Here is a 21,229-nt window from a genome sequence, read left to right on the forward strand (position 1 = left end):
TGAAGAAATGAAACGCAGATTTGGTTTTGTCATTGGTGCCTGCATGATTATTGGAATGATCGATCTTGTCACAGAACAAGTTGTTTTTGCGACTATCTATAATCCGCTAGACCCCTCAGAAGAAATCGTCCCAAAGGATCCGCCAGAAGAAATTACGGAGAAAGCAGATGAACCGCCTGCAGAAAAGGAAGAATCCAAAGAATCACCGGCTCCTGAACCGGAGCCTGTTCCGAAAAAAGAACAGGAACAATCCGCATTTCCAGAGAGCAGTTTTTTGGAAAAACAGAAGCACTTAGCACAACGAGTCATGTTAGAAGATGTTTTTGCGTCGGATCGTTTGGCTGTCGATTTAGCACTGCCGGGAAATAATACGGATGGTGACGGGGATGACAAACCTTCGTATCTTGCCAGCTTATGCTATCTATTTTCAGGAAACGTTCTTTATGGCCAAAAAAATAACGGAGGCTTGAAAACGCATGTTTGTGACATTTTTGAATAAGGCGGACAAACGAAAATTGATGATGCTGCAATATTTGGAAAACGCAGTCGCTCTTTCTGAAACGAAGGAAACATTGATGGACCAATTGACCATGTCGGAATTTCTGATCAATAAAACCGTTCAAGAATTGAATCTTGATTTTTATGAACTAGGATTGAATGAGGAATTTGAGATCGTGACCGATGGGACGGTCATTAAACTGAATGCCTCCGGGCTGGCAACTTCAGACACACTACTGACCTATTATCTAGATCAAGCGTTAAAATTTTCTATGTTGAAAGAATGCTTTTTTGAGCAATTGTCTTCTTTATACGAATTTGCTACCAATCACTATCTAAGTCATAATCCCGTCTATAAAGAATTTAAACAGTTTAAACTGATCTTGAAAGAATACGACATTGAAGTGACGAAAGAGTTTCAGCTGGTGGGTGAAGAAAGTGAGATTCGGGAGTTTATTTTTCTCTTTTTTATGAAGGAATATTATTTGAACCATTCCCCTTTCCCAAAATGTATCTTGGACAAAGAAAAAACCTTTGATCGATTCAATGAAAGTACTTGGCTGAATCCAGAACAGTCTGCCCGCATGCGGATTCGCAAGAAACATTATCTAGGTATTGTTTTGGCGCGGATGTCTAAAGGACATTTCATACAAAACAGTGTGGAAAACGATTTAGTCTTGCCAAAACATTTAGTGATCATTGAAGATTTGAAGCGTTGGTTGCAGGAGATCTTGACGATCAACGATCAAGAAGTCCTAGAACGTGAAGCACGAGATATTTTGCGCTTTTTGATCGTTGAGGGTTGGCTGATCGACAATAATAGCTACATCGACCAAGAACAAACCTATATCCAACAATTAAACGAGCAGTTTATTCAGGCGGTCCAACAGCAGTTTTCGCTAGCCACGGACACGTTGGCACTGCTTCATGCCGAAACGACTACGATTCATTACCAGCTCCTGTCGTTTTCTTTTAGTTCTCGCTATGAGTACCAATACATGGATGTCACGTATTTTCTTGAGACGTATCCTGAATATGCTGCCTTTTGCCGCAACTATCTGGAAGAAAGTCGTAATCGACCGATCTTATGGAACAATAAAGAGTTTTTGTTTTTTAGATACCTTATTTTATTAGTTTCTACGATTCCCTTAAAAGAGATTTTGGTTCCTTTATATGTCTGTGTTGATTTTTCATTTGGTGATTCCTACAACCAGATGATCAAAAAGAATATTGAAAAAATTCTCGATTTGAATGTACAATTCCAGAGTTACCCAGATGATCATACGCACCTGATTCTTTCAAACCTGCCATTTTATGGTGCGTTGGGGATCGACCATATTTTATGGCTAGCACCACCTAGACCCATCGATTGGGCCAATTTTACTGAAAAAATCAGCGTGATTCGCAGAGAACAATTTCAAACCAAAATGGCACAGTGAGCATCTTGCCGTTTAACTATCGAAAGCAGCGTCTGCCTCAAATGAAGGCAGGCGTTTTTTGCAGAAATCAGCCATATGCAAAAAGCACACAGGGATCTATTGCCCTGACGAAGTGTTCGGATAAGGTCTGTGAAAAAGGACCATTTGATAGGATTTTTTTTTGCTAGAAAATTTGGTATGATAGAAAGAGAAGAAAAAGAGGTGCCCTATGATGGATGGGAAACAAACGAAGGCTGTGATTGGCCAGACATTGATCACCCTTTGTGAGACCAAAGAAGTGAATAAAATCAGCGTACAGGAGATCGCCGAAAAGGCGCAAGTCAATCGGCAGACGTTTTACTACCATTTTCCTGATAAAAAAGCTTTGATCCAATGGATCTATCGGCAAGATGCCCTGATTTTTTTGACGACAGAAGATGTCTCCCTTGATAACTGGGAAGAAGCCGCCTTGCGCATGCTGAAAGCAATGAAACAAGCGCCGGCCTTTTACCGCAAATCACTGGCTTATGACCGCGAGATCTTAATGAACGGTTTTTTACAGATCACAGAACCGCTTTTTCAGCGCTTGTTCTTGGAGGTCGATCAAGAGCAGCAATTGACGAAACAAGACATTCTATTTTATAGCCGATTCTTTTCCTACGGCTGCGGAGGCATTTTGGAAAATTGGATTCACAACGACTTTCCAGAGACCCCATTAGAGATTGCGACGCAATTGTTTCGTTTGGCGAAGGATGTGGAATTTTTTGGCCACCAAATCTATGAAAAAGAGGAGCAGTAAGCGATGACGAAAGTTTTATTTGTTTGTTTAGGTAATATTTGCCGTTCCCCCATGGCAGAAGCTATTTATAAAGCAGAAATAGCAAAACACAAGTTGGATTGGCAGATCGATTCGGCAGCGACCAGCTCATGGGAAGTCGGACATTCTGCTCATCCCGGAACCAAAAAAAGACTGCGTCAAGCAGGGATCTCTAGTGACGGTCTTATTTCAAGGCAGATCACTGAAGCGGATTTTGCCACATTTGATTGGATCATCGGCATGGATGCGAACAATGTTGAAACACTTCAAGCGCTAGCACCTGCCGATACGACCGCAAAGATCCGTTCGTATTTGAGTGTTGTTCCTGGCAAAGAGGCTGAGGAAGTACCAGATCCTTATTATACAGGAGATTTCGAAGAGACCTATCAACTGCTGCAAGAGGGGATTCCTTATTGGCTAGAGGTTATTTCTTCTGAAAAATAAGGCGTGTTCGCTTGTATTTTATCAAAAATTTGCTAAAATAGAACCATGGAAATGCGAACGTATGTGTGGTTTTAGAAACTGCTGCAACGCGCAGAAAGGAATGTCCAATGGAAAAGAAACCATCGCCCATCAAACAATTGGGCAAACTCATTGTGATGACATCCACAACGTTGCTGGATACCTTTTTCAGTGATGATGCTGACAAGAAGAATCAGTCTGAGAAAGTCAAAGAAATCCGGCGAACGCTGCAAGAGGCAGCCGCTGCCAAGCATCTGGTCGTGCTGCAAGTAAAAACAGAGAAGTTGGGTGGTTTTGAAACCGTTACCGGCTGGATCGTCGGCAAAACGGTAGCAAAAGAACAAGTTGTCTTGAAATTACAAAGCGACCGTCAGCAGCTGCGGATTATTCCCCTGCATCATGTGCTGAAAGTTAGCACCTTGAATACAAAACCCGGCTTGTAAACAAGCCTGTGCATAGCAAAAAAACCGCTGCGTCATTAGACATAGCGGTTTTTTAATTGCTAGTTACGCGTGCTTGTTTTTGACTTCTGCGAGTCGCCAAGCGGTCATCACAGCGATCAGTTCGTAAGGGATCGGCTGTGCAAAAGAAAACTGGACCGCCCCTTTACTGGTCTTGTATGGTTGTAAGTCCTCTTGGAAGGCCGTGATCGCAGAAGGCGTGGGATAAAAGCCTAGATGCTGTTTGGCGCAGGCAAAATGTACGATATTTTCTCCCTGATGATAAGTAGGCATTTGATAACTGATCTTTTCAACCGCTTCAGGTAAAACGGCTTTGATGGTTTGACGGACCTTTCTTAAAATCGCTTGTCGTTCTGCTGGAGCTGCTGCAATGTATTGGTCAACTGTCGTAATGGCTGTTGTCATAGGCCACCTCCTGCCTTTAGTATACGGCAAACCCCGTAAGAAAAAAAGGAGCCTGTCAGTGGGTAGCTGACAGGCAAGGAGTAAAAATGAAAAGTGTTAGTTAGGGTTGTTTGTTGGGTTATGTATACTATACTGTCCAAATATGAATTTTTTGTGGAGAAAAGATTGGAAAGTGTTTAAGTTTGCTGGCTGCGAAAATAAGTAAAAAAAGACCCGTCGGTGGGTGGCCGACGGGAAGGAGTTAAAAATGAAAAAGTGTTAGTTAGGGTTGTTTGTTGGTATACATAGAGTATACGAGATAAATATGAATATTCTGTGACAAATCTTTTCGGAAGTTCTTAAGAAACCGTAACGGTTTGGTTACAGAGAAAGGTTCTTTTCATCAAAACGGTTTTTCAACGTACGATACAAATCAATGTATTGCCGATCGTCTGCCGCATAATCCCAAATATAACTCATTTTTTCTGGTTTGAGTTTTTTCATCAACTGATTGGAACTAACGATGACATCATAATTTTCTTGCTGGTTTAGATCATAAGGTTCTGCTGCTACGAAGGTCAAGTCATGTAGGAATTGATTCAATCCTTGAACGACTAAGAAATTATCTTCTAACGCAACCCCTACCCGTAAACGATTCGAATAACGGATTTGATCATAAAACGGCAGCAGGGCGTGGGTATACATCGTTGCCATCTGATCTTGGTTTTCATCATTGATATAGTCCACCGCTGATTCTTCGCGATAGTTCGTTAAGAATTCATCGATTTTTTGCTGCAGCTGCTCTTCAGCAGACCCGCGATTGATCGAGGGTGTCAGCAAGCGATAGATATTTGGAAACGGCTGACGGAAAACGTAGTTGCCGAAAGTCACATTGATTAAATTACCCACGACCAATGGCTCGTCTAACAGGCCAGGTTGTGAAGCAAAGAAGGTTGCTTTCATCTCTGCTAACAAGTCTGCGACTAACGGATAAACTGGGTTTTGTTTGCTTGAAAAGAATTGCAAGGTTTGTTGCAAAGCTTCTTCTTCAGGACTCAAGTAGAATGGGAAGATTTGCGCCATCAAATAAATAAACCCTGATTCGCCTTTTAATTGTTTGTCTGTCATTGAAACTTCAGGATCAACGACTTGTGTCAAACGCTCAAAATCGAAATATGGATTATTTTTCATCAGGAAATTGTACCGCTTGTCGTATTTGGCAAAATTCCCTTTTTTGATTCGTAAAAGAATCAAGGCGGCGAAATACTTCAACTCTAATCGGCCAAGATAAGAATGAGTCATTGGGAAATACTCCGTGAATCGATCCACCATTTTTTCTGTCTCACTCTCAGCGATCGCAAATGGCCATTCTATTCCACGAGTACCTAACCAAATGATATTGAATAGGGAGAGCCGCACAAGACGCTCATCGCCCACTAAGTTTGATTCAGTGTACGTAAAGCGAAGCTGAAATTGCTTCAAATGTTTTTTTAGATGTTCAAATTTGCGAGACACCGTTGAACGACTGACATCGTATTTTGCACAAAAATCCGTGATCGTAGGATTGTCTTCATTCAGCATGTAAAGAACATATAAGAACGGAACGCTTTTATTCAATAAATAGAAGCGGTATTCATCGATCGTTACCGCGATATTCTGAGGCTGTAATTTACCGCCACGACCGAGTATCGACATATGATCCGGAGTTAACTCAGTTAGATCTTGGTCGATCTCAGTCAACTCTATAAAAGCTTGTTGGTAGCTTAACTCCATTTCCTTTGCCAATTGTGCGATTGGGTGGCTAGGGTTTTGCAGAGTCAGCATACGCCGGAATATTTTAAATTTAATTAATGTTTGCGGGTCCATCATAAGTTCTTCATAAAACATAGGTATCCTCCTTTGTGGCTCTATTGTATCTTTTTTTTACGAAACTGTCAGTCTTTTTAATCAAAAAAATAGCCTACCCTTTAAAAAAAGGTAGGTTATTTTCATCTTTTTAACTAATTTAGGCTGAAACAGGGTCTTTTTTGAACCACGACCATAGCAAACCGATCAAAAATCCGATCGCAGCTGGTACGACCCACCCCATCCCGATTTGGAAAAAGGGCAGATAATCTGACGCAAAAGACAAGATTCCTTGCACGAAAGCGTTGTTGGTAATCACTGCAGGACTCGCATTTAAGCCGTCGATGATTGCAGCGATCAACGTGAAGTATGTCGTCATTCGATAGACACTGGCACGATGGTTAAATAATGGACTGATGATCGCCAACAAAATCAAAGTGATCGCCAGTGGATAGATAAACATCAAGACTGGAATAGAAAACTCGATGATATTGGTCAAGCCGACATTAGCGAAGATCGCTGGTAAGATACTTGTCAAAGCGATAAAGAATCCGTAGCTTTGCTTTGGAAACAATCCAGCAAAGGTTTCGGAAAAGGCCGTGATCAAACCAATGGCGGTTTTTAAGCAGGCAGAGATGACGATCAATGCCAATAGCAGACTGCCGACAGTGCCAAGGTAATGGTTGGCGATTTGTGCCAAAGCGATCCCACCGTTTTCGCTGATGGGAAACTGGCCTAAACTTTTGGTTCCCATATAAGAAAGTAAGGTATAGATGATCCCCATCAACACGATGCTGACAGAGCCGGAAAGGATCGTGTCTTTTGCGACCGTCGCAGGTTTCTCAACCCCCATATTGCGAATCGTTGAGACGATGATGATCCCGAAGGCTAAAGATGCCAGCGCATCGAGAGTATTGTAGCCGTTTGTGAAACCAGTAAAGAAAGCATCGCTTTGATAGCTAGGATAGATCGGCGCATCGCTGATGGTTCCTAGTGGTTGCCAAAAGGCAAAAAAGAGCAAAACTCCTAGTAAGACCAAAAACAAGGGATTTAGAAACTTCCCTACATAATCTAAGATTTTGCTAGGTTTGCGTGAAAACCACCAGGCAGCTCCAAAAAATAGGGCAGAGAACAACGCCAATAACCAAGTTTGCATGTCTGATGAAACATGGGGAGCGATCCCGATCTCATAAGAAGTAGTAGCCAAACGAGGGAGAGCAAAGAATGGCCCAATCACTAAATAAAGCAAAATCGTAAATATCATTGCATAGCGGCGATTGATCCGAGAAGCTAATTCAAAAACACCGCTGCTTTGGGAAACGCCAATAGCAATGACCCCTAAAAATGGCAAGCCGATCCCTGTAACTAAAAAGCCAAGGTTGGCTAAGCCGACATTCGCGCCAGCTTCTTGTCCCATGTGAACGGGGAAAATCAGATTTCCGGCACCAAAGAAAAGACCGAAAAGCATTGATCCAACATACATGTAATCCTTAAACTGTAACTTTTTTTCCATAAATGAAAGCTCCTATAATTCCTTAGTTTTAAAAAAAATAACAAAGTTTCTAACAAATAGCAATGGTTTTTTGTGATTTTTTGATAAATTCTGACAATTACTCCTCCTGCAATAAAAAAACACTTAGCATTGAATTCTTCCAAGCTTACTGAAAAAGGACGAAAAAGCTCGGAAGAAGACCGCTAAGTGTTTCAAGACAGAAAATTAATTCAACACACGGGAAAGGAATTCTTTGGTGCGTTGCTCTTTTGGATGAATAAAGATATCTTCAGGCGTCCCTTGTTCGGCAATGACACCTTGATCCATAAAGATGACCCGATCAGACACTTCTTTGGCAAAGCCCATTTCGTGGGTAACGATCACCATCGTCAAGCCAGTATGAGCTAACGTATTCATGGTCTTCAACACTTCACCGACCATTTCTGGATCTAGCGCAGAAGTCGGCTCATCAAACAACATGACATCTGGATTCATCGATAAGGCACGGGCAATGGCTACCCGTTGTTTTTGTCCACCTGAAAGCTGGGAAGGCTTGGCATTGGCATATTGAGCCATACCGACTTGCTCCAGATTTTCTTTGGCAGTCGCTTCTGCTTCTTTGCGATCACGTTTCAAAACAGTGACTTGGCCCGTCACGCAGTTTTCTAATACATTCATATTGTTGAATAGGTTAAAGGATTGGAAAACCATTCCTAGATGCGTACGGTATTTCGGCAAGTCATAGCCTTTTTCCAGCACATTTTCACCTAAGTAGATGATTTGCCCACTGGTTGGTTTTTCTAATAAGTTGATGCAGCGAAGAAGTGTAGATTTTCCTGAACCAGAAGAACCGATGATCGTGACAACTTCTCCTTTATTAACAGACAAACTGATGTCTTTTAAGACTTCGTTGTCGCCAAAACTCTTTTTTAAATGGTCAATTTCAATGATTGCTGACATGTTCTTCCTCCTTATTCGTTCGGGTTGATGTCTTCTAATTTGACATACGCACTGGGACCATCCATTTTGCGTTCAACAAAGCGTAAGATCTGGGTGGCACTGATGGTCAAGACTAAGTAGATCACACCGATGATCGCAAATGTTTGGAAGTATTGGAAGTTCGTTCCAGCGGCTGATGTACCTTGGAAGAAGAGGTCTGCAACACTGATAACACTTAAGACGGCAGTATCTTTGATATTGATAATGATCTCATTTCCGGTAGCTGGTAAAATATTGCGCATTACTTGCGGCAACACGACTTTGATCATGGTTTGCCAATGAGTCATTCCGATGGCTTGAGCTGCTTCAAATTGGCCGTCATCTACAGCAAAAATCCCCCCACGAACGATTTCAGACATGTAGGCACCCGTATTGATAGAAACGATCAGCACGGCTGCCAGCGTGCGATTCATGGAGACACCAAAGGCTAGAGCAGTTCCGTAGAAAATAACCATTGCTTGAACCATCATTGGGGTGCCGCGGAAAACTTCTATATAGATGGTCAGTAAACCATTGACGATGCGTTGGAAGAAACGTCCTACTGGATTTTCTGAAAGCGGCAATGTCCGGAAGATACCGACTAAAAGACCGATAATCAATCCGATGATCGTTGAAAGGATCGCGATGAATAAGGTCAAGCCAGCGCCTCGTAAAAAGAGCATGCCGTAATCATCAATGATTTTTTTAAAATCAGCGATCAGACCTTGATCTGCCGTTTCTCCGCTGGCATCTGCAGGTTGATCTAAGACTGCTTGATCCATCAGGGAAACCCGTTCTTCTTCAGAAATTCCTGCAAGAATCTCATTGACTTTTTCAACATCGGGATCGCCTTTGCGCATTCCGACTGCTACTTGGACGTCTTCTGGATTGGTTTCAAAACCGGCGCCTTCATCGAACTCGACCATCTTCAAATCAGGATTTGCCCCGACGGCAGTGACGCCTTCTGGACGTTCGCTGACGTAGCCGTCAATGATACCCGAAGCTAAAGCAACGCGCATGGAGGAGAAGTCCCGCATGGCTTGTTCTTTTTGGACCTCAGGGATTTGATCTATGACCGTATAATGGAAAGTATTCAGCTGGGCAGTGATTTTTGCCCCCGAAAGATCAGCGAGGCTTTTGGCATCGGCGAACTCGCCATCTTTACGAACCACTACCACCAAATCTGATTCATAGTAAGGATCGGTAAAATCAATTTGCTCGCGACGTTCGGCAGTTGGTGACATACCAGCGATCACAGCATCGATAGTCCCCGCTTGTAAAGCTGGCGGCAGACCGTCCCATTGGGTTTTGACGATCACTAATTCTTTGCCTAAGCCTTCAGCGATTCGTTTGGCGATCTGGACATCGTAACCACCGGCAAACGCCGAGCCTTCTTCCCCAGAAATCGGCACGGCACCATTGGCGTCCGTCGTTTGCGTCCAGTTAAATGGGGCATAGCCTGCCTCCATACCGACACGGAATTGTTCCGCAGGCGTTTGGTCATCCGCTTGCACGGTTAGGGGCAGCTGAATGAGGGTTAGACAGAGGGCGAAGACTGCCCAGATCCAATTATTTTTTTTCATTTTTTCTCTTTCCTTTCACGAGTTGGACAAGCAGGTAAGGATGAAAAAGCAAAAAAACAGCCGTACTCCATGATTGGAAAACGGCTGTTGACAGGTCATCGTCGACAAACCTTTCACAAAACATAGCGCAACTTAGACAAGCTAAGACAGTCCGCAAATTGTTCATTTGCGGCCCAACAAAATCGATGCAAGCAAAACCGACCTTGTTTCGGCGATGTTCCCTAGCTCTGCTGTAAACGTGTTGCTTCACTCAGCAGGATTAATGAACCTCGCGACCTCTACCTAAATGTTAAAGGGTACTCGTATTTAATTTGATTCTTCTCAGAGTTTAGAAGAAAAGCACCCAAATGTCAATTCTTTTTAACAAAAAAACGACCATTTCCCTATTTTTATCAAAGAGAAAGCGGATCGTTTTTACGAGTGTCTATTGGAACCCTTAAGCGACTTTCGCTTTTGGTTCACGGCCTAAAACAGCTTGGATGACTGTCAAAGCAAGCAATAAGCCAAGTGCTAGATAGATGAGGCTTGAGTATTGTGTAACGCCCCAATCTTGTCCGAAGGTACGGTAAACCACAAGGACGATGGCTTGAATGATTGCTGTGATGACATTTAAAAAGCCGAATGCCCATAAATTGCCATTTTCTTTACGTGCTAAATAGAAGATAGAGAAATATAAGCTGACTGCCAACCAACCGAAACTGATAATGATCATTGCCCAATAAATAATAGCTGCTACCAATGTATTTCACCTCACTTTGATTCGTGACTAGTTTACCACGTTTTTTGTTCCTTGTCATGAAGGAATCTCTTTCTTTGTGAGGCAAAAAACAAAGAGCAAGAGCAGTAATGAAAAGATCATCTACTACATTTGCTATTGGTGGGTTTACTGAAAAGAGACGATTTTTCTAGATCGGTTCATTTTCAGCTGTGTATAATAGAAATAAACTGTTTTTTGCAGAAAACTACGAGTTAAGAATCAATTAATAATTAGTTAATAGCTGATTTAGATCTGCTTGCTAGAATGAGCACAGAAGCAAGCAAGGAGGAAGTAAAAATGGAAAATGTTCTTAAAATCAAAGGATTAAACAAACGTTACGGCAAACAGCAGGCGCTACATGATGTCGATCTAACGATCGCTAAGGGAGATATTTATGGATTGGTGGGGAGAAATGGTGCTGGGAAGACGACCCTATTAAAAGCGATCGTTCAGTTGATCCAACCAACTAGTGGCAGTCTGCAGTTGTTTGATGTTGAAGGCGGCAAAGCGTACACTCAGATGCTGAAACGGGTCGGTAATGTGATTGAGACCCCAGTCGCTTACGACCAATTGACCGCTGAACAAAATTTGAACTATTATTGCAAAATCAGCGGGGTGGTGGAACCTGAGGCGGTCAGTAAAGCATTGGCGTTTGTCGGATTGACCAATGTTGGCCACAAGAAATACCGTGATTTTTCTTTAGGGATGAAACAAAAACTGGGCTTAGCGATTGCTTTATTGAATCAGCCGGATTTTCTAATTTTAGATGAGCCGATCAATGGCTTGGATCCTGTAGCGATCGTTGAATTTCGGGAGCTGCTTTTACGATTGAATCAAGAACGTGGCATGACGATTTTGATCTCCAGCCATATTTTAGAAGAGCTGTACCTAGTGGCTACACGTTTTGGGGTCATTAGTGAGGGGCGTCTGATCAAAGAGATGACCAAACACGAATTCGATCTGATGGCGAAACGGTTTATTCAATTAGAAGTGGATGATGTAGCCACAGCTAGCCGCTTGCTAGAGAGTCAGCTGATTTCCGAATATAAAGTCGTCAGTGACCACAAAATTCATATTTATCAAGAGAATGTGTTGATTCGTGACCTGGTCCGTCAGCTGGTTTATGAAGGGATCGCTATCGACCGGATTTCTTTTGAAGGGGAAAATCTAGAGTCGTATTTCAAAGAGTTAGTAACAAGTAAAGGGGGAAATTAAGATGTTGAATTTTATTCGAGCCGATTTGTATCGTTTATCAAGAAGTAAAAGTTTTTGGATCACAGAAGGAATTATTTTATTGTTGGTGATTTTATCCGTTGTTTCCAATGGTAGTGTAGGGGTCACTCTTGGGGATAGTACGCAAACAGCAGGCAGCCTTACGGAAATGACTGGCTTTCTGGCGATCCAGACCAGTTTGTCTTCCATGTTGCTGTATTACTCCTTGCCATTGGTGATGCAGGTCTTAGGCAGTGAGTACACGAAAGGGACCATGAAGAATATCATTACCGTTGGTGTCTCCAAACCCGCTTATCTTTTTGGGAAATTCTTGGTTTATACATTGGTGCTGGTCTTACAGATCGTCGCGATTTGTTTGGTGAGCTTTGTAGCGGGAACGGTTATTGGGGGGATTGGTTATAATGACCTTTCACAGATAGAAAACTTGTTGTATTATTTCGTTAGTTTTGTACTGATTTTATTAGCGACTTCCTCTTTTGCAGTGCTAGTTTTGTATTTGACCAAAAATACAGCGGTCAGCGTGTTGGCGACGATTTTTATTCCGATGGCCTTTGCGATTGCCCGAATCTCTTTACCCAACTGGAAGTTTTTAGAATACTTGGACTTTCAAGGCGGTTTAGAGATGGTGACCATGACTACTTTCCAAACATGGGAAACAGTCCAACCCATTTTTCTTGGGAGCCTGATCAGTTTATTGCTTTGCCTCTTGGCTGCGCATCTGGTGTTTAAGAGACAAGAATTGTAAGAGCAGAAAAACGCCCAACCGTATCGACTAGTGAAGGTCGAGCGATTGGGTGTTTTTTGTGTATAGCCATGAGTTAGTGGGATTCAACGGACTGCTGCCAAAAAAGGGTCAAACGAAACGTCTCTTCGGTTGTATCCAATTGGATCTTGCCGTCTAATGCATTAGTCAATGCCGCGATGATATACAGACCAAGTCCGGCTTGCTGTTTATGCCGTGAAAGGTCTTCGGTATAAAAGCGGTGGGTCAATTTTTCTGGGTGCTGGATCGGTGATCTCAGCTGATTTTCCTGTTGGAAAACGATGCGATCTCCTTGCTGATTCAAGCGGATCGTCCCCGTTTCACTGCCATGTTCCAGCAGGTTACCAAGGACATTTTGGAAAATTCGTTGCCAGCTTTTTTTATCTGAAATGATCATGATGTTGGGTTGGATCGCAACCGTCAGTGATAAATGGTTTTCCTCAAAAGAAGGATAAAGCTGGAGCAGTTCTTCTTCCAATAAACGAGAAAGATTGAATTCTTCCAAAGTCAAAGCGAGCTGATTGTCTTTGAGACGCTGATAGGTCAACAACTGTTCCAGATGATTTTCGACTTTTTCTAGGTTGCTGCTGACTTTATCCAGCAGCTGTAGTTGTTGCGGGGTGAGGGTCGCATCGGCTTGCAGCAGTTGTGTGTAGCCGCTGGCGACCGTCAAAGGTGTGCGTAAGTCGTGAGAGATATTTTGAATGGCTTGTTCCAACTGCTGGTTTTCTTGCAGCATTTGATAGTGTTGCTGCTTATTTTTTCTAAGTATCTGATTGTTTAACAAGGCGATCGCTTTTAAAGCGGGGACGCGGGTCTGTAAATGGATCTCTTGATTTGTTTCGATTTCGCTGATTCTTGTTAATTGCTGGTGGTACTTTTTTAGATCATATAGTAAGAAAAACCAATAGCCAAACAATAACACAACGATCAGAGCGGCGAAAAACTGAAGTATATGCATGAGGTTCCTCCTTTTTAAGCTAGCTTGACGCCGATGCCCCAGACAGTATCGATATACGCTTCATCTGGATCGAGTGTTTTGATTTTGCTGCGTAAATGGCTGATATGGACATTGATCGTGTTTTCTTCACCGTAGTAAGGTTCTTGCCAAACAGCTTCATAGAGCATTTCTTTGGTATAAACTTTTTTGGGGTTCGCTAAGAGCAGGGAAAAAATCTCAAACTCCTTTTTCTTTAACTGAACCGTTGCCTCTCCTCGTTGCAGCTGAAACGAGGAGAGGCAACAGTTGAATGTTTTTATACGAGTGGCTGCTGGCAACTGGAGGGGGTTGTTTATTTGTTCGCAATTGAACAATGATACGTGCCTTTAATTCTTCGACATTGAAGGGTTTGGTCAAGTAATCATTGGCCCCCGCCAGCAAAAGGGTGGAAACATCGGCTGGTTCATCTAAGGCAGTCAAGATAATGACGGGGACCGTGGAGGTTTGGCGAATCTCTTGCAAGACTTGTGTCCCATCTTTACCGGGGAGCATTCGATCTAGCAAAATCAAGTCGAAAGCATCTTGCTGAAAAAGCAGCAGACCTTCCGTGCCTGAATAGGCTTGCTGGACGGTATAGTCAGCTGCTAAAATAGTAGCCAACATTTCGCTGATCTCATTGTTGTCTTCGATAATCAAAATTTTCATTTGGTTTTCCCATTCTTCTTGTATTTATTGCATTTATTATAAGCAATTCCGCAAGAAAAAGCATTAGTTGCTTTTAAAAAAGAAAATGGCTGATTTTTCGCAAAAACGGTTCTTTTTCGGTTAGAATAAGAGAAAAGCCATAAAGGAAGTTAGAACGATGAAGGTATCTATTGAGCAAGCAATCGCAACGGTCACCGCCGCATCATCCGTGACCTTTTTGACGGGTGCCGGTGTTTCAACCCCATCGGGCATTCCTGATTACCGTTCCTTAAAAGGGGTCTATCAAGGACTGGCCCAGCCAGAGTATTTGTTAAGCCATGACTGTTTAGAAAACGAACCGGAAACATTTTATCAGTTCGTCAAGCACCTCTACCATCCTCAGGCCCAGCCGAACATCATTCATCAAAAAATGGCTGCGCTGCAAACGAAAAAAACAGTTTGGGTCGTTTCACAAAACATCGATGGACTGCATGAAAAAGCGGGGAGTCACCAAAGAATCGATTTTCACGGCTCCTTGTACAACTGTTATTGCCGAAAATGCGGTAATCCGGTACCTTGGCAAGCGTATTTGCAGGATTGGCACCATGCAGGATGTGACGGTCAGATTCGGCCGGCGATCGTGCTTTATGGGGAAGGATTTACGGATGAAACCATTGAGGGAGCCATTCAAGCCGTTGCTCAAGCCGACCTGACGGTGGTCGTGGGGACTTCGCTGCAAGTCTATCCTTTTGCAGGGCTAGTCGATTACAGCCAGCAGGTGTTGGTCATCAATAAGGAACCATTGGCGATCCCGAATGAATATGGCATGTTGACCGCAGCAGCCGAAACGTTTTTCCAGAAAATTGAATGAAGGAGTTTATGATATGACACAACGTACCGAAAAAGAGAAAATGATTGCTGGCGAATTGTACTTTTCCCCAGATCCAGAATTGGTGGCAGACCGGAAATATGCCCGTGAACAAATGAACCTGATCAACCAAGAAACTGATACAAAAATCAAAGAGCAGTTACTAAAAGAAACTTTCGGCTCTGTGACTGGTCGAATCTATATCGAACCGAATGTCCGCTTTGATTATGGCTACAATATTTCTGTCGGCAAAAACTTCTATGCTAACTACGACTGTGTGCTATTAGATGTTTGTCCAATTACCTTTGGTGACAACTGTATGCTGGCACCCAATGTTCGGTTGTTTACGGCGACTCATCCATTGCATCCGGTCAAACGAAATAGCGGCTTAGAATTAGGGGCACCGATCGTGATTGGCGATAACGCGTGGATCGGTGGCGCGGCCACGATTTTGCCGGGGGTGCGCTTAGGTAACAATGTCGTGGTGGGGGCTGGCAGTGTGGTCACAAAATCATTCCCAGACAATGTTGTGCTGGCGGGAAATCCGGCACGGGTCATCAAGACGATCGACTTGGAAGAAGAAAACAACCAGCAAGATCCTTTGGCTGTTCAGCGAGCGGCAATCGATGACCTTGATTGGCAGCTCACGCATCTTTTAGAAAAACGCATGAGTACAGTTAATGAAATCGTGCAATTGAAGAAAAGTAGTCAGTTGCCGGTTTTAGATGAAAATCGTGAAGAGAAAGTGCTGGAAAATATTCGGCAGGCGATTTCAAATCAAGCCTATGAGGAAACGATTTTAGCCATGTTTCAATCAATTATGAAACACTCAAAAACCTATCAAGAGAATCAATTGGAGGAATGAGTATGGATGGAGCAACACGTCGAGAAACGATTTTAGCGGCATTGAAGCAAGCGGACAAAGCGATCAGTGCCAGCAAACTGGCAGAATCACTAGGAGTCAGTCGCCAAATCATCGTTGGGGACATTGCCTTGCTGCGAGCAGCCGGTGAAGCGATCGCGGCCACTGCTCGCGGCTATCGACTGCAAGCACTGTTGAATGAGGCGGGGTATGTCAGCAAGCTAGCGGTGCAGCATCGGCCTGAACAAACCGAAGAAGAATTGCGGATTTTTGTCGCTTGTGGCGTGGAAGTGGTCGATGTCATCGTTGAACATGAAATCTATGGAGAGATCACTGGCAATTTGCAGATTCAAACAGACCAAGACGTGACTGATTTCATCAACAAAACCCAACATGCAGAAGCCCGCTTGCTCTCTGATTTAACCAACGGGGTGCACTTGCATACGCTGCGTTATACCGATCCTGCGGCTCTGGAAAAAGCCAAACAACAGTTAGCAGAAAAAGGCATGCTCTATCAAAATTGAGGCGTAAACCATTCTGGCAAGGACGCTATCGGCAGTCTTGGGGAACACTTAGATGAAAAAATTGTGATTTTTTGTTGACAAGACGTTCATTTTCCAGTAAAGTACAACTCAACAAGAATAATGAATCTGTTGAGAAGGAAAGTAACCGCGGATACTTTAAAGAGAGACTCTGGTTGGTGGAAAGAGTCAAGTCAGAAGCGATGAAAAATGGCCTTGGAGGATTGATTGTCGATAAGTAGGCAATCACGGATGCGCACTACCGTTACAAAGTGCACCAATCTCTAGCACGGCTAGACGTTGGGTTGAGGGAAGGGAAACCTTCTAAACAAAAGGTGGTAACACGAGTATTCGTCCTTTTACTAGCAAACGCTGGTAAAAGGACTTTTTTTATACACAAAAATCAAATAGCACCACACACGAAGAATTGGTAAGTACAAAAGCACGTTTTTTCAACAGAGAGCTTCGGTAGCTGAAAAGAAGCATCAAACGACTTTTAGAAAATGGCCAAGGAGTGATTCGTTCCGAGCAGTAGTTTGCAAGGCGACGACGGTAGCGACCGTTATCTGGCTAGAGTATGATCGTACTCGAAAAGGAGCTGTATGCGAGTACAGCTTAAACTGAGGTGGTAACACGCAAAAAGGCGTCCTCAAACAAGTCACAGGTGACTTGTTTGAGGATGCCTTTTTTTATTGAAAAAGACAAGAACTAGGGGGAAGACGATGATTTCATTAAAAGATATATCAGTAACATTCAATCAATCAAAGAAACCCGCGATCCAAGCGGTCAAAAACGTATCGATCGAGATCGACAAAGGGGACGTGTACGGCATCGTGGGTTACTCAGGCGCCGGGAAAAGTACACTCGTCCGTGTGATCAACTTATTGCAGCGCCCAAGCAGCGGCAGCGTCGTCGTCAACGGCACGGAGCTGACCACACTTTCTGCGAAAGACCTGCGAGAAAAACGGAAAACGATCGGAATGATCTTTCAGCACTTCAACTTGATGGACAGCCGCAATGTTTTTGATAACGTGGATTTTTCCTTGAAATATGGGGGACGGTCCAAACAGGAACGTCATCAAAAAGTAACCGAGCTGCTGACGCTTGTTGGATTGGAAGAAAAAGCCCAAGCGTTTCCTAGCCAACTATCTGGAGGGCAAAAGCAGCGGGTCGCCATTGCCAGAGCTTTGGCAAATGATCCAGAGATCTTGCTGTGCGATGAGGCAACTAGCGCCCTTGATCCGAAAACGACCTTACAGATATTGGCTTTGTTGAAAAAATTAAATCGGACTCTCGGTTTGACCATCGTGATCATTACCCATGAAATGCAAGTTGTCAAAGAAATCTGCAACAAAGTGGCAGTGATGGAAGACGGTGAAGTTATTGAGCAAGGTTCGAGCGTTCAGATTTTTAGCCAACCAGAAAAACCATTGACCAAAGATTTCATCCGAACGGCGACGCACATCGACCAAGCCTTAGAAACGATCCTCGGCAGTTCGAAGTTTTCTTCCTTGGCACCGAATGAATGGCTGGTGGAGCTGTCCTACGTGGGGGATCAAACCAATGAACCACTGATCGCCCAATTGTACAGTCGCTACAAAGTGACCACCAATATTCTTTACGGTAACGTGGAGATCTTGCAAGAAGTGCCGATCGGCAGCTTGGTCGTTAGCTTATCCGGAGAGTACCAACAGCGCAAACATGCCTTAGAATATTTGAAGTCTCAAGGAGTGTACACCAATATTTTAAAAGAAAATCATGCAGAACCATTAAACAATGTGATTAAAGGAGGATTTTAGATGGCTGCCTTATTAGAAAGATATTTTCCCAATGTTGTTGCGATCCAAGATGAATTTGTCGCAGCAACGATCCAAACCTTGTATATGGTTTTTTGGACCTCCTTGATCGCGGGCATCTTAGGCATCTTGTTAGGGATCGTCCTGGTAGTGACTCGACCGAGTGGAATTTTAGAAAATCGACCACTCTTTGAATTTCTCGATAAGGTCATCAATGTGGTCCGCTCGATCCCTTTTATTATCTTATTGACGTTGCTAGGAACCTTTACCCGATTTCTTGTGGGAACGACGATCGGCGAAACAGCAGCATTGGTTCCTCTGATTGCTGGGATCATTCCTTTCTTTGCTCGGCAGATCGAGATTGCCTTGCTAGAAGTTGACCCCGGTGTCGTGGAAGCAGCCGAAGCGATGGGCACCAGTCCTTTCGGCATCATTTTTCGGGTCTATTTGCCAGAAGGCGTGGCGGGAATCATTCGGGTCTCTGCATTGACCGTGATCAATGTGATCGGATTGACCGCCATGGCAGGAGCAGTTGGCGCTGGCGGTTTAGGTAACTTAGCCATCACCCGCGGGTACAACCGATTCCAGACCGATGTCACGATCATGGCGACCTTGATCATCTTAGTATTCGTTTTTATCAGTCAATTTGTCAGCAACCTACTCATTAAACGAGTATCACACTGACCACCACTTACGTACAAATAAAAAAACAAGCAAGTCTATGGAGGAAGAAAAAATGAAAAAAATCGTACAATCAATCGTCTTAGGGGCAGCATTATTATTTATTACCGGATGCGGAAACAATGGCAGTGCCGCAGCCACTGATCAAGAAGAAGTCACTGTGAAATTAGGGGTGATTGGCGCGGACACCGATGTCTGGGATGATGTCAAAGATCGTTTAAAAGACGAAGGCATCAATTTAGAATATGTCCAATTCTCTGATTACAATCAACCCAACGCAGCATTAGCTGATGGTTCCATTGACCTCAATTCATTCCAACACCAATTTTTCTTGGACAATTATAATAAAGAATTTGGTACCGATCTCGTATCGATCGGCAATACAGTCAACGCGCCATTAGGCATTTATTCCGACAAAGTGACGGATGTCAACGACTTGGCTGAAGGAGCTAAAGTTGCGATCCCGAATGATGTGACCAATGGTGGTCGGGCATTGCTCTTGTTACAATCAGCTGGATTGATCAAAGTGGATGAAGCAGCCGGACAAACACCAACGGTCGCGGATATTACTGAAAACCGTTTGAATTTAGAAATTTCGGAACTTGATGCAGCGCAAACAGCCCGGGCACTTTCCGATGTCGATGTTTCTGTTATCAATAGCGGCATGGCGGTAGATGCAGGATTTGTGCCTACCGAAGATGCAATCTTTTTAGAGCCTGTTGATGAAACGGCCCGTCCTTACGTCAACATCATTGCCGCCCGTAAAGAAGATGAAGACAATGAAGTTTACCAAAAAGTGGTTGCTGCTTACCAAACAGAGGATACGAAAAAAGTCATCGAGGAAACGTCAAAAGGATCAAGTGTTCCTGCTTGGGAAACCTTTGGGGCAAAATAAGTACCACGTAATTTGATATAAAATTGAAAAAACATGTATAAAAAAGGAGAGATTTGATTATGACAACAGCAACTATTACAAAAGCAACGATTAAACCATTTATCCAAGAGCGTTTAGCCGCTTATCAAGCCTTGGCATTAGATATCCATAATCACCCAGAAGTCAGCAACTATGAGTTTTACTCAGCCGATGCCCTGATCGCCCAATTAGAAAAAGAAGGCTTTGCTGTTAAAAAGGATGTCGCAGGACATCGCACCGGCTTTGATGCCCGCTATGTCAGTGGAAAACCGGGCCCAACGATTGCCTTTTTAGCTGAGTACGATGCGTTACCAGGGATCGGTCATGCTTGTGGGCACAATCTCTTCGGGACTTATTCCGTCTTAGCAGCCAGTGCCCTGCAACCTTTCATCGATGAGCTAGGCGGGGAGATTCGAGTCTATGGGACACCAGGAGAAGAAGGTGGGGAAAATGGTTCCGCTAAAGGCAGTTTTGTCCGTGAAGGGTTCTTCAATGATGTCGATGCCGCTCTTTGTGTCCATCCAGCCCATCGCTATGGCAAAACGACAGCGTCATTAGCCAATGATCCAGTGGATATCAAGTTCTATGGTCGAGCTTCCCATGCGGCAGCTGCACCAGAAAAAGGCATCAACGCGTTAGAAGCATTGCTGCAAGTCTTTAACGGGATCAATGGATTGCGTCTGCACTTACCAAAAGACGTCAATATTCATGGTGTGATCACCGATGGTGGCGTGGCAGCCAATGTCGTGCCAGAATATGCAGCCGGTCGTTTTTATTTACGAGCAGCCAATCGAGCGACCTTGAACGATGTCTACGAGAAAGTCGAAAACATCATCAAAGGAGCCGCTTTAGCCACGGGAGCGACCTATGAATTCGGTTTGTTCCAAAACTCCGTCGACGATGTGATCGTGACACCAAGTTTTGATGAGATCTTCTTTGCCCATGCCCAAGAAGCGGGCGTACCTGCCGATGAGATCGATACGGAAGCCAAAACAAGTCTTGGTTCTTCTGATGTCGGCAATGTCAGTCAAGTGATCCCGACGATCCAACCCACCGTTTCGATTTCAGATGACTACATTGCGGGTCATTCGAAAGAATTCAAAGCCGCTGCCAAGAGTGAAAAAGGCTTGCAGTCGATCGCTATCGCGGCTGAACTTTTAGCGCTGACCGCGTTAGATCTTTTTGAACAACCGGCGTTATTAGAAAAAATCAAAGCCGATCATCAAGAAAGCCTAGCAAAAGGCAATTAACGCCAAAACCGTGAAGGAAGATA

21 protein-coding genes, 1 pseudogene, 1 riboswitch and 1 other annotated feature are annotated in these 21,229 nt (G+C 43.6%); of the genes and pseudogenes, 14 read left to right on the forward strand and 8 right to left on the reverse strand.

Features of this window, described 5'->3' with window-relative positions; translation table 11 throughout:
• Positions 1-7: 7 nt before the first annotated feature.
• The 5 genes from IGJ26_RS01775 to IGJ26_RS01795 all read left to right on the forward strand — a co-directional run bounded on the left by IGJ26_RS01775 (position 8) and on the right by IGJ26_RS01795 (position 3,638).
• On the forward strand, positions 8-499 hold the full coding sequence (locus tag IGJ26_RS01775; protein WP_008376250.1) for a hypothetical protein: 492 nt from the start codon (positions 8-10) through the stop codon (positions 497-499).
• Positions 477-1,937, forward strand: coding sequence for a helix-turn-helix domain-containing protein (locus IGJ26_RS01780; protein ID WP_194199314.1), 1,461 nt, complete (start codon positions 477-479; stop codon positions 1,935-1,937). The genes IGJ26_RS01775 and IGJ26_RS01780 overlap by 23 nt, the downstream gene beginning before the upstream one ends.
• Before the next feature lie 208 nt (positions 1,938-2,145).
• On the forward strand, positions 2,146-2,715 hold the full coding sequence (locus IGJ26_RS01785) for a TetR/AcrR family transcriptional regulator (protein ID WP_005227190.1): 570 nt from the start codon (positions 2,146-2,148) through the stop codon (positions 2,713-2,715).
• 3 nt (positions 2,716-2,718) lie between these two features.
• Positions 2,719-3,177 (forward strand): low molecular weight protein-tyrosine-phosphatase, encoded by a 459-nt coding sequence (locus IGJ26_RS01790; RefSeq protein ID WP_005232347.1) that lies wholly within the window; start codon positions 2,719-2,721, stop codon positions 3,175-3,177.
• A gap of 107 nt (positions 3,178-3,284) precedes the next feature.
• The gene (locus tag IGJ26_RS01795; protein WP_005232346.1) at positions 3,285-3,638 is read left to right on the forward strand and encodes a hypothetical protein; all 354 of its coding nucleotides are present in this window, start codon (positions 3,285-3,287) and stop codon (positions 3,636-3,638) included.
• A gap of 63 nt (positions 3,639-3,701) precedes the next feature.
• On the opposite strand, the gene IGJ26_RS01800 is transcribed toward IGJ26_RS01795, so the two are convergent.
• From IGJ26_RS01800 to IGJ26_RS01825, 6 genes are all read right to left on the reverse strand, one after another.
• On the reverse strand, positions 3,702-4,061 hold the full coding sequence (locus tag IGJ26_RS01800; protein ID WP_005232344.1) for an iron chaperone: 360 nt from the start codon (positions 4,059-4,061) through the stop codon (positions 3,702-3,704).
• Positions 4,062-4,421: 360 nt separating this feature from the next.
• Positions 4,422-5,927 carry a helix-turn-helix domain-containing protein gene (locus IGJ26_RS01805; protein WP_194199313.1) on the reverse strand — a complete coding sequence of 502 codons (1,506 nt, stop codon included), beginning with the start codon at positions 5,925-5,927 and terminating at the stop codon, positions 4,422-4,424.
• Between the two features lie 118 nt (positions 5,928-6,045).
• Positions 6,046-7,398 carry a branched-chain amino acid transport system II carrier protein gene (gene brnQ / locus IGJ26_RS01810; protein WP_008376239.1) on the reverse strand — a complete coding sequence of 451 codons (1,353 nt, stop codon included), beginning with the start codon at positions 7,396-7,398 and terminating at the stop codon, positions 6,046-6,048.
• Positions 7,399-7,602: 204 nt separating this feature from the next.
• On the reverse strand, positions 7,603-8,337 hold the full coding sequence (locus tag IGJ26_RS01815) for an amino acid ABC transporter ATP-binding protein (RefSeq protein ID WP_005227196.1): 735 nt from the start codon (positions 8,335-8,337) through the stop codon (positions 7,603-7,605).
• A gap of 11 nt (positions 8,338-8,348) precedes the next feature.
• Complete coding sequence (locus IGJ26_RS01820) at positions 8,349-9,938, reverse strand: ABC transporter permease subunit (protein WP_005232337.1); 1,590 nt, start codon at positions 9,936-9,938, stop codon at positions 8,349-8,351.
• A 115-nt stretch (positions 9,939-10,053) separates the two neighbouring features.
• Positions 10,054-10,227: riboswitch (Lysine riboswitch) on the reverse strand.
• A gap of 147 nt (positions 10,228-10,374) precedes the next feature.
• Positions 10,375-10,677, reverse strand: coding sequence for a hypothetical protein (locus IGJ26_RS01825; RefSeq protein ID WP_005232333.1), 303 nt, complete (start codon positions 10,675-10,677; stop codon positions 10,375-10,377).
• Between the two features lie 315 nt (positions 10,678-10,992).
• On the opposite strand from IGJ26_RS01825, the gene IGJ26_RS01830 reads away from it, so the two are divergent.
• Both IGJ26_RS01830 and IGJ26_RS01835 read left to right on the forward strand, forming a co-directional pair.
• Entirely contained in the window at positions 10,993-11,910 is a 918-nt protein-coding gene (locus tag IGJ26_RS01830; RefSeq protein ID WP_430599812.1) for an ABC transporter ATP-binding protein, read from the forward strand.
• Between the two features lies 1 nt (position 11,911).
• On the forward strand, positions 11,912-12,673 hold the full coding sequence (locus IGJ26_RS01835; protein ID WP_080555166.1) for an ABC transporter permease: 762 nt from the start codon (positions 11,912-11,914) through the stop codon (positions 12,671-12,673).
• Between the two features lie 73 nt (positions 12,674-12,746).
• Here IGJ26_RS01835 and IGJ26_RS01840 read toward each other — a convergent pair whose 3' ends face one another.
• Both IGJ26_RS01840 and IGJ26_RS01845 read right to left on the reverse strand, forming a co-directional pair.
• Positions 12,747-13,652 (reverse strand): sensor histidine kinase, encoded by a 906-nt coding sequence (locus IGJ26_RS01840; protein WP_005232328.1) that lies wholly within the window; start codon positions 13,650-13,652, stop codon positions 12,747-12,749.
• A 14-nt stretch (positions 13,653-13,666) separates the two neighbouring features.
• Positions 13,667-14,336, reverse strand: a pseudogene (locus IGJ26_RS01845) (response regulator transcription factor).
• 157 nt (positions 14,337-14,493) lie between these two features.
• On the opposite strand from IGJ26_RS01845, the gene IGJ26_RS01850 reads away from it, so the two are divergent.
• From IGJ26_RS01850 to IGJ26_RS01880, 7 genes are all read left to right on the forward strand, one after another.
• Positions 14,494-15,186, forward strand: a complete 693-nt coding sequence (locus IGJ26_RS01850; protein ID WP_005232325.1) for an NAD-dependent protein deacylase — start codon at positions 14,494-14,496, stop codon at positions 15,184-15,186.
• Positions 15,187-15,199: 13 nt separating this feature from the next.
• The gene (locus IGJ26_RS01855) at positions 15,200-16,048 is read left to right on the forward strand and encodes a chorismate mutase (RefSeq protein WP_034878116.1); all 849 of its coding nucleotides are present in this window, start codon (positions 15,200-15,202) and stop codon (positions 16,046-16,048) included.
• On the forward strand, positions 16,045-16,569 hold the full coding sequence (locus tag IGJ26_RS01860) for a transcription repressor NadR (RefSeq protein ID WP_005232321.1): 525 nt from the start codon (positions 16,045-16,047) through the stop codon (positions 16,567-16,569). The genes IGJ26_RS01855 and IGJ26_RS01860 overlap by 4 nt, the downstream gene beginning before the upstream one ends.
• Positions 16,570-16,689: 120 nt before the next feature.
• Positions 16,690-16,928: a binding site (T-box leader), on the forward strand.
• A 360-nt stretch (positions 16,929-17,288) separates the two neighbouring features.
• The gene (locus IGJ26_RS01865; RefSeq protein WP_005232319.1) at positions 17,289-18,365 is read left to right on the forward strand and encodes a methionine ABC transporter ATP-binding protein; all 1,077 of its coding nucleotides are present in this window, start codon (positions 17,289-17,291) and stop codon (positions 18,363-18,365) included.
• A complete protein-coding gene (locus IGJ26_RS01870) occupies positions 18,366-19,046 on the forward strand; it encodes a methionine ABC transporter permease (protein ID WP_005232318.1) in 681 nt (226 codons plus the stop codon).
• A gap of 52 nt (positions 19,047-19,098) precedes the next feature.
• Positions 19,099-19,938 (forward strand): MetQ/NlpA family ABC transporter substrate-binding protein, encoded by an 840-nt coding sequence (locus tag IGJ26_RS01875; RefSeq protein ID WP_008376213.1) that lies wholly within the window; start codon positions 19,099-19,101, stop codon positions 19,936-19,938.
• Between the two features lie 59 nt (positions 19,939-19,997).
• Complete coding sequence (locus IGJ26_RS01880; RefSeq protein WP_194199312.1) at positions 19,998-21,206, forward strand: M20 family metallopeptidase; 1,209 nt, start codon at positions 19,998-20,000, stop codon at positions 21,204-21,206.
• Positions 21,207-21,229 lie beyond the last annotated feature (23 nt).

The sequence above is a fragment of the Enterococcus sp. AZ095a genome, assembly GCF_050546735.1.
Classification (GTDB): Bacteria; Bacillota; Bacilli; order Lactobacillales; family Enterococcaceae; genus Enterococcus_D; species Enterococcus_D entomosocium.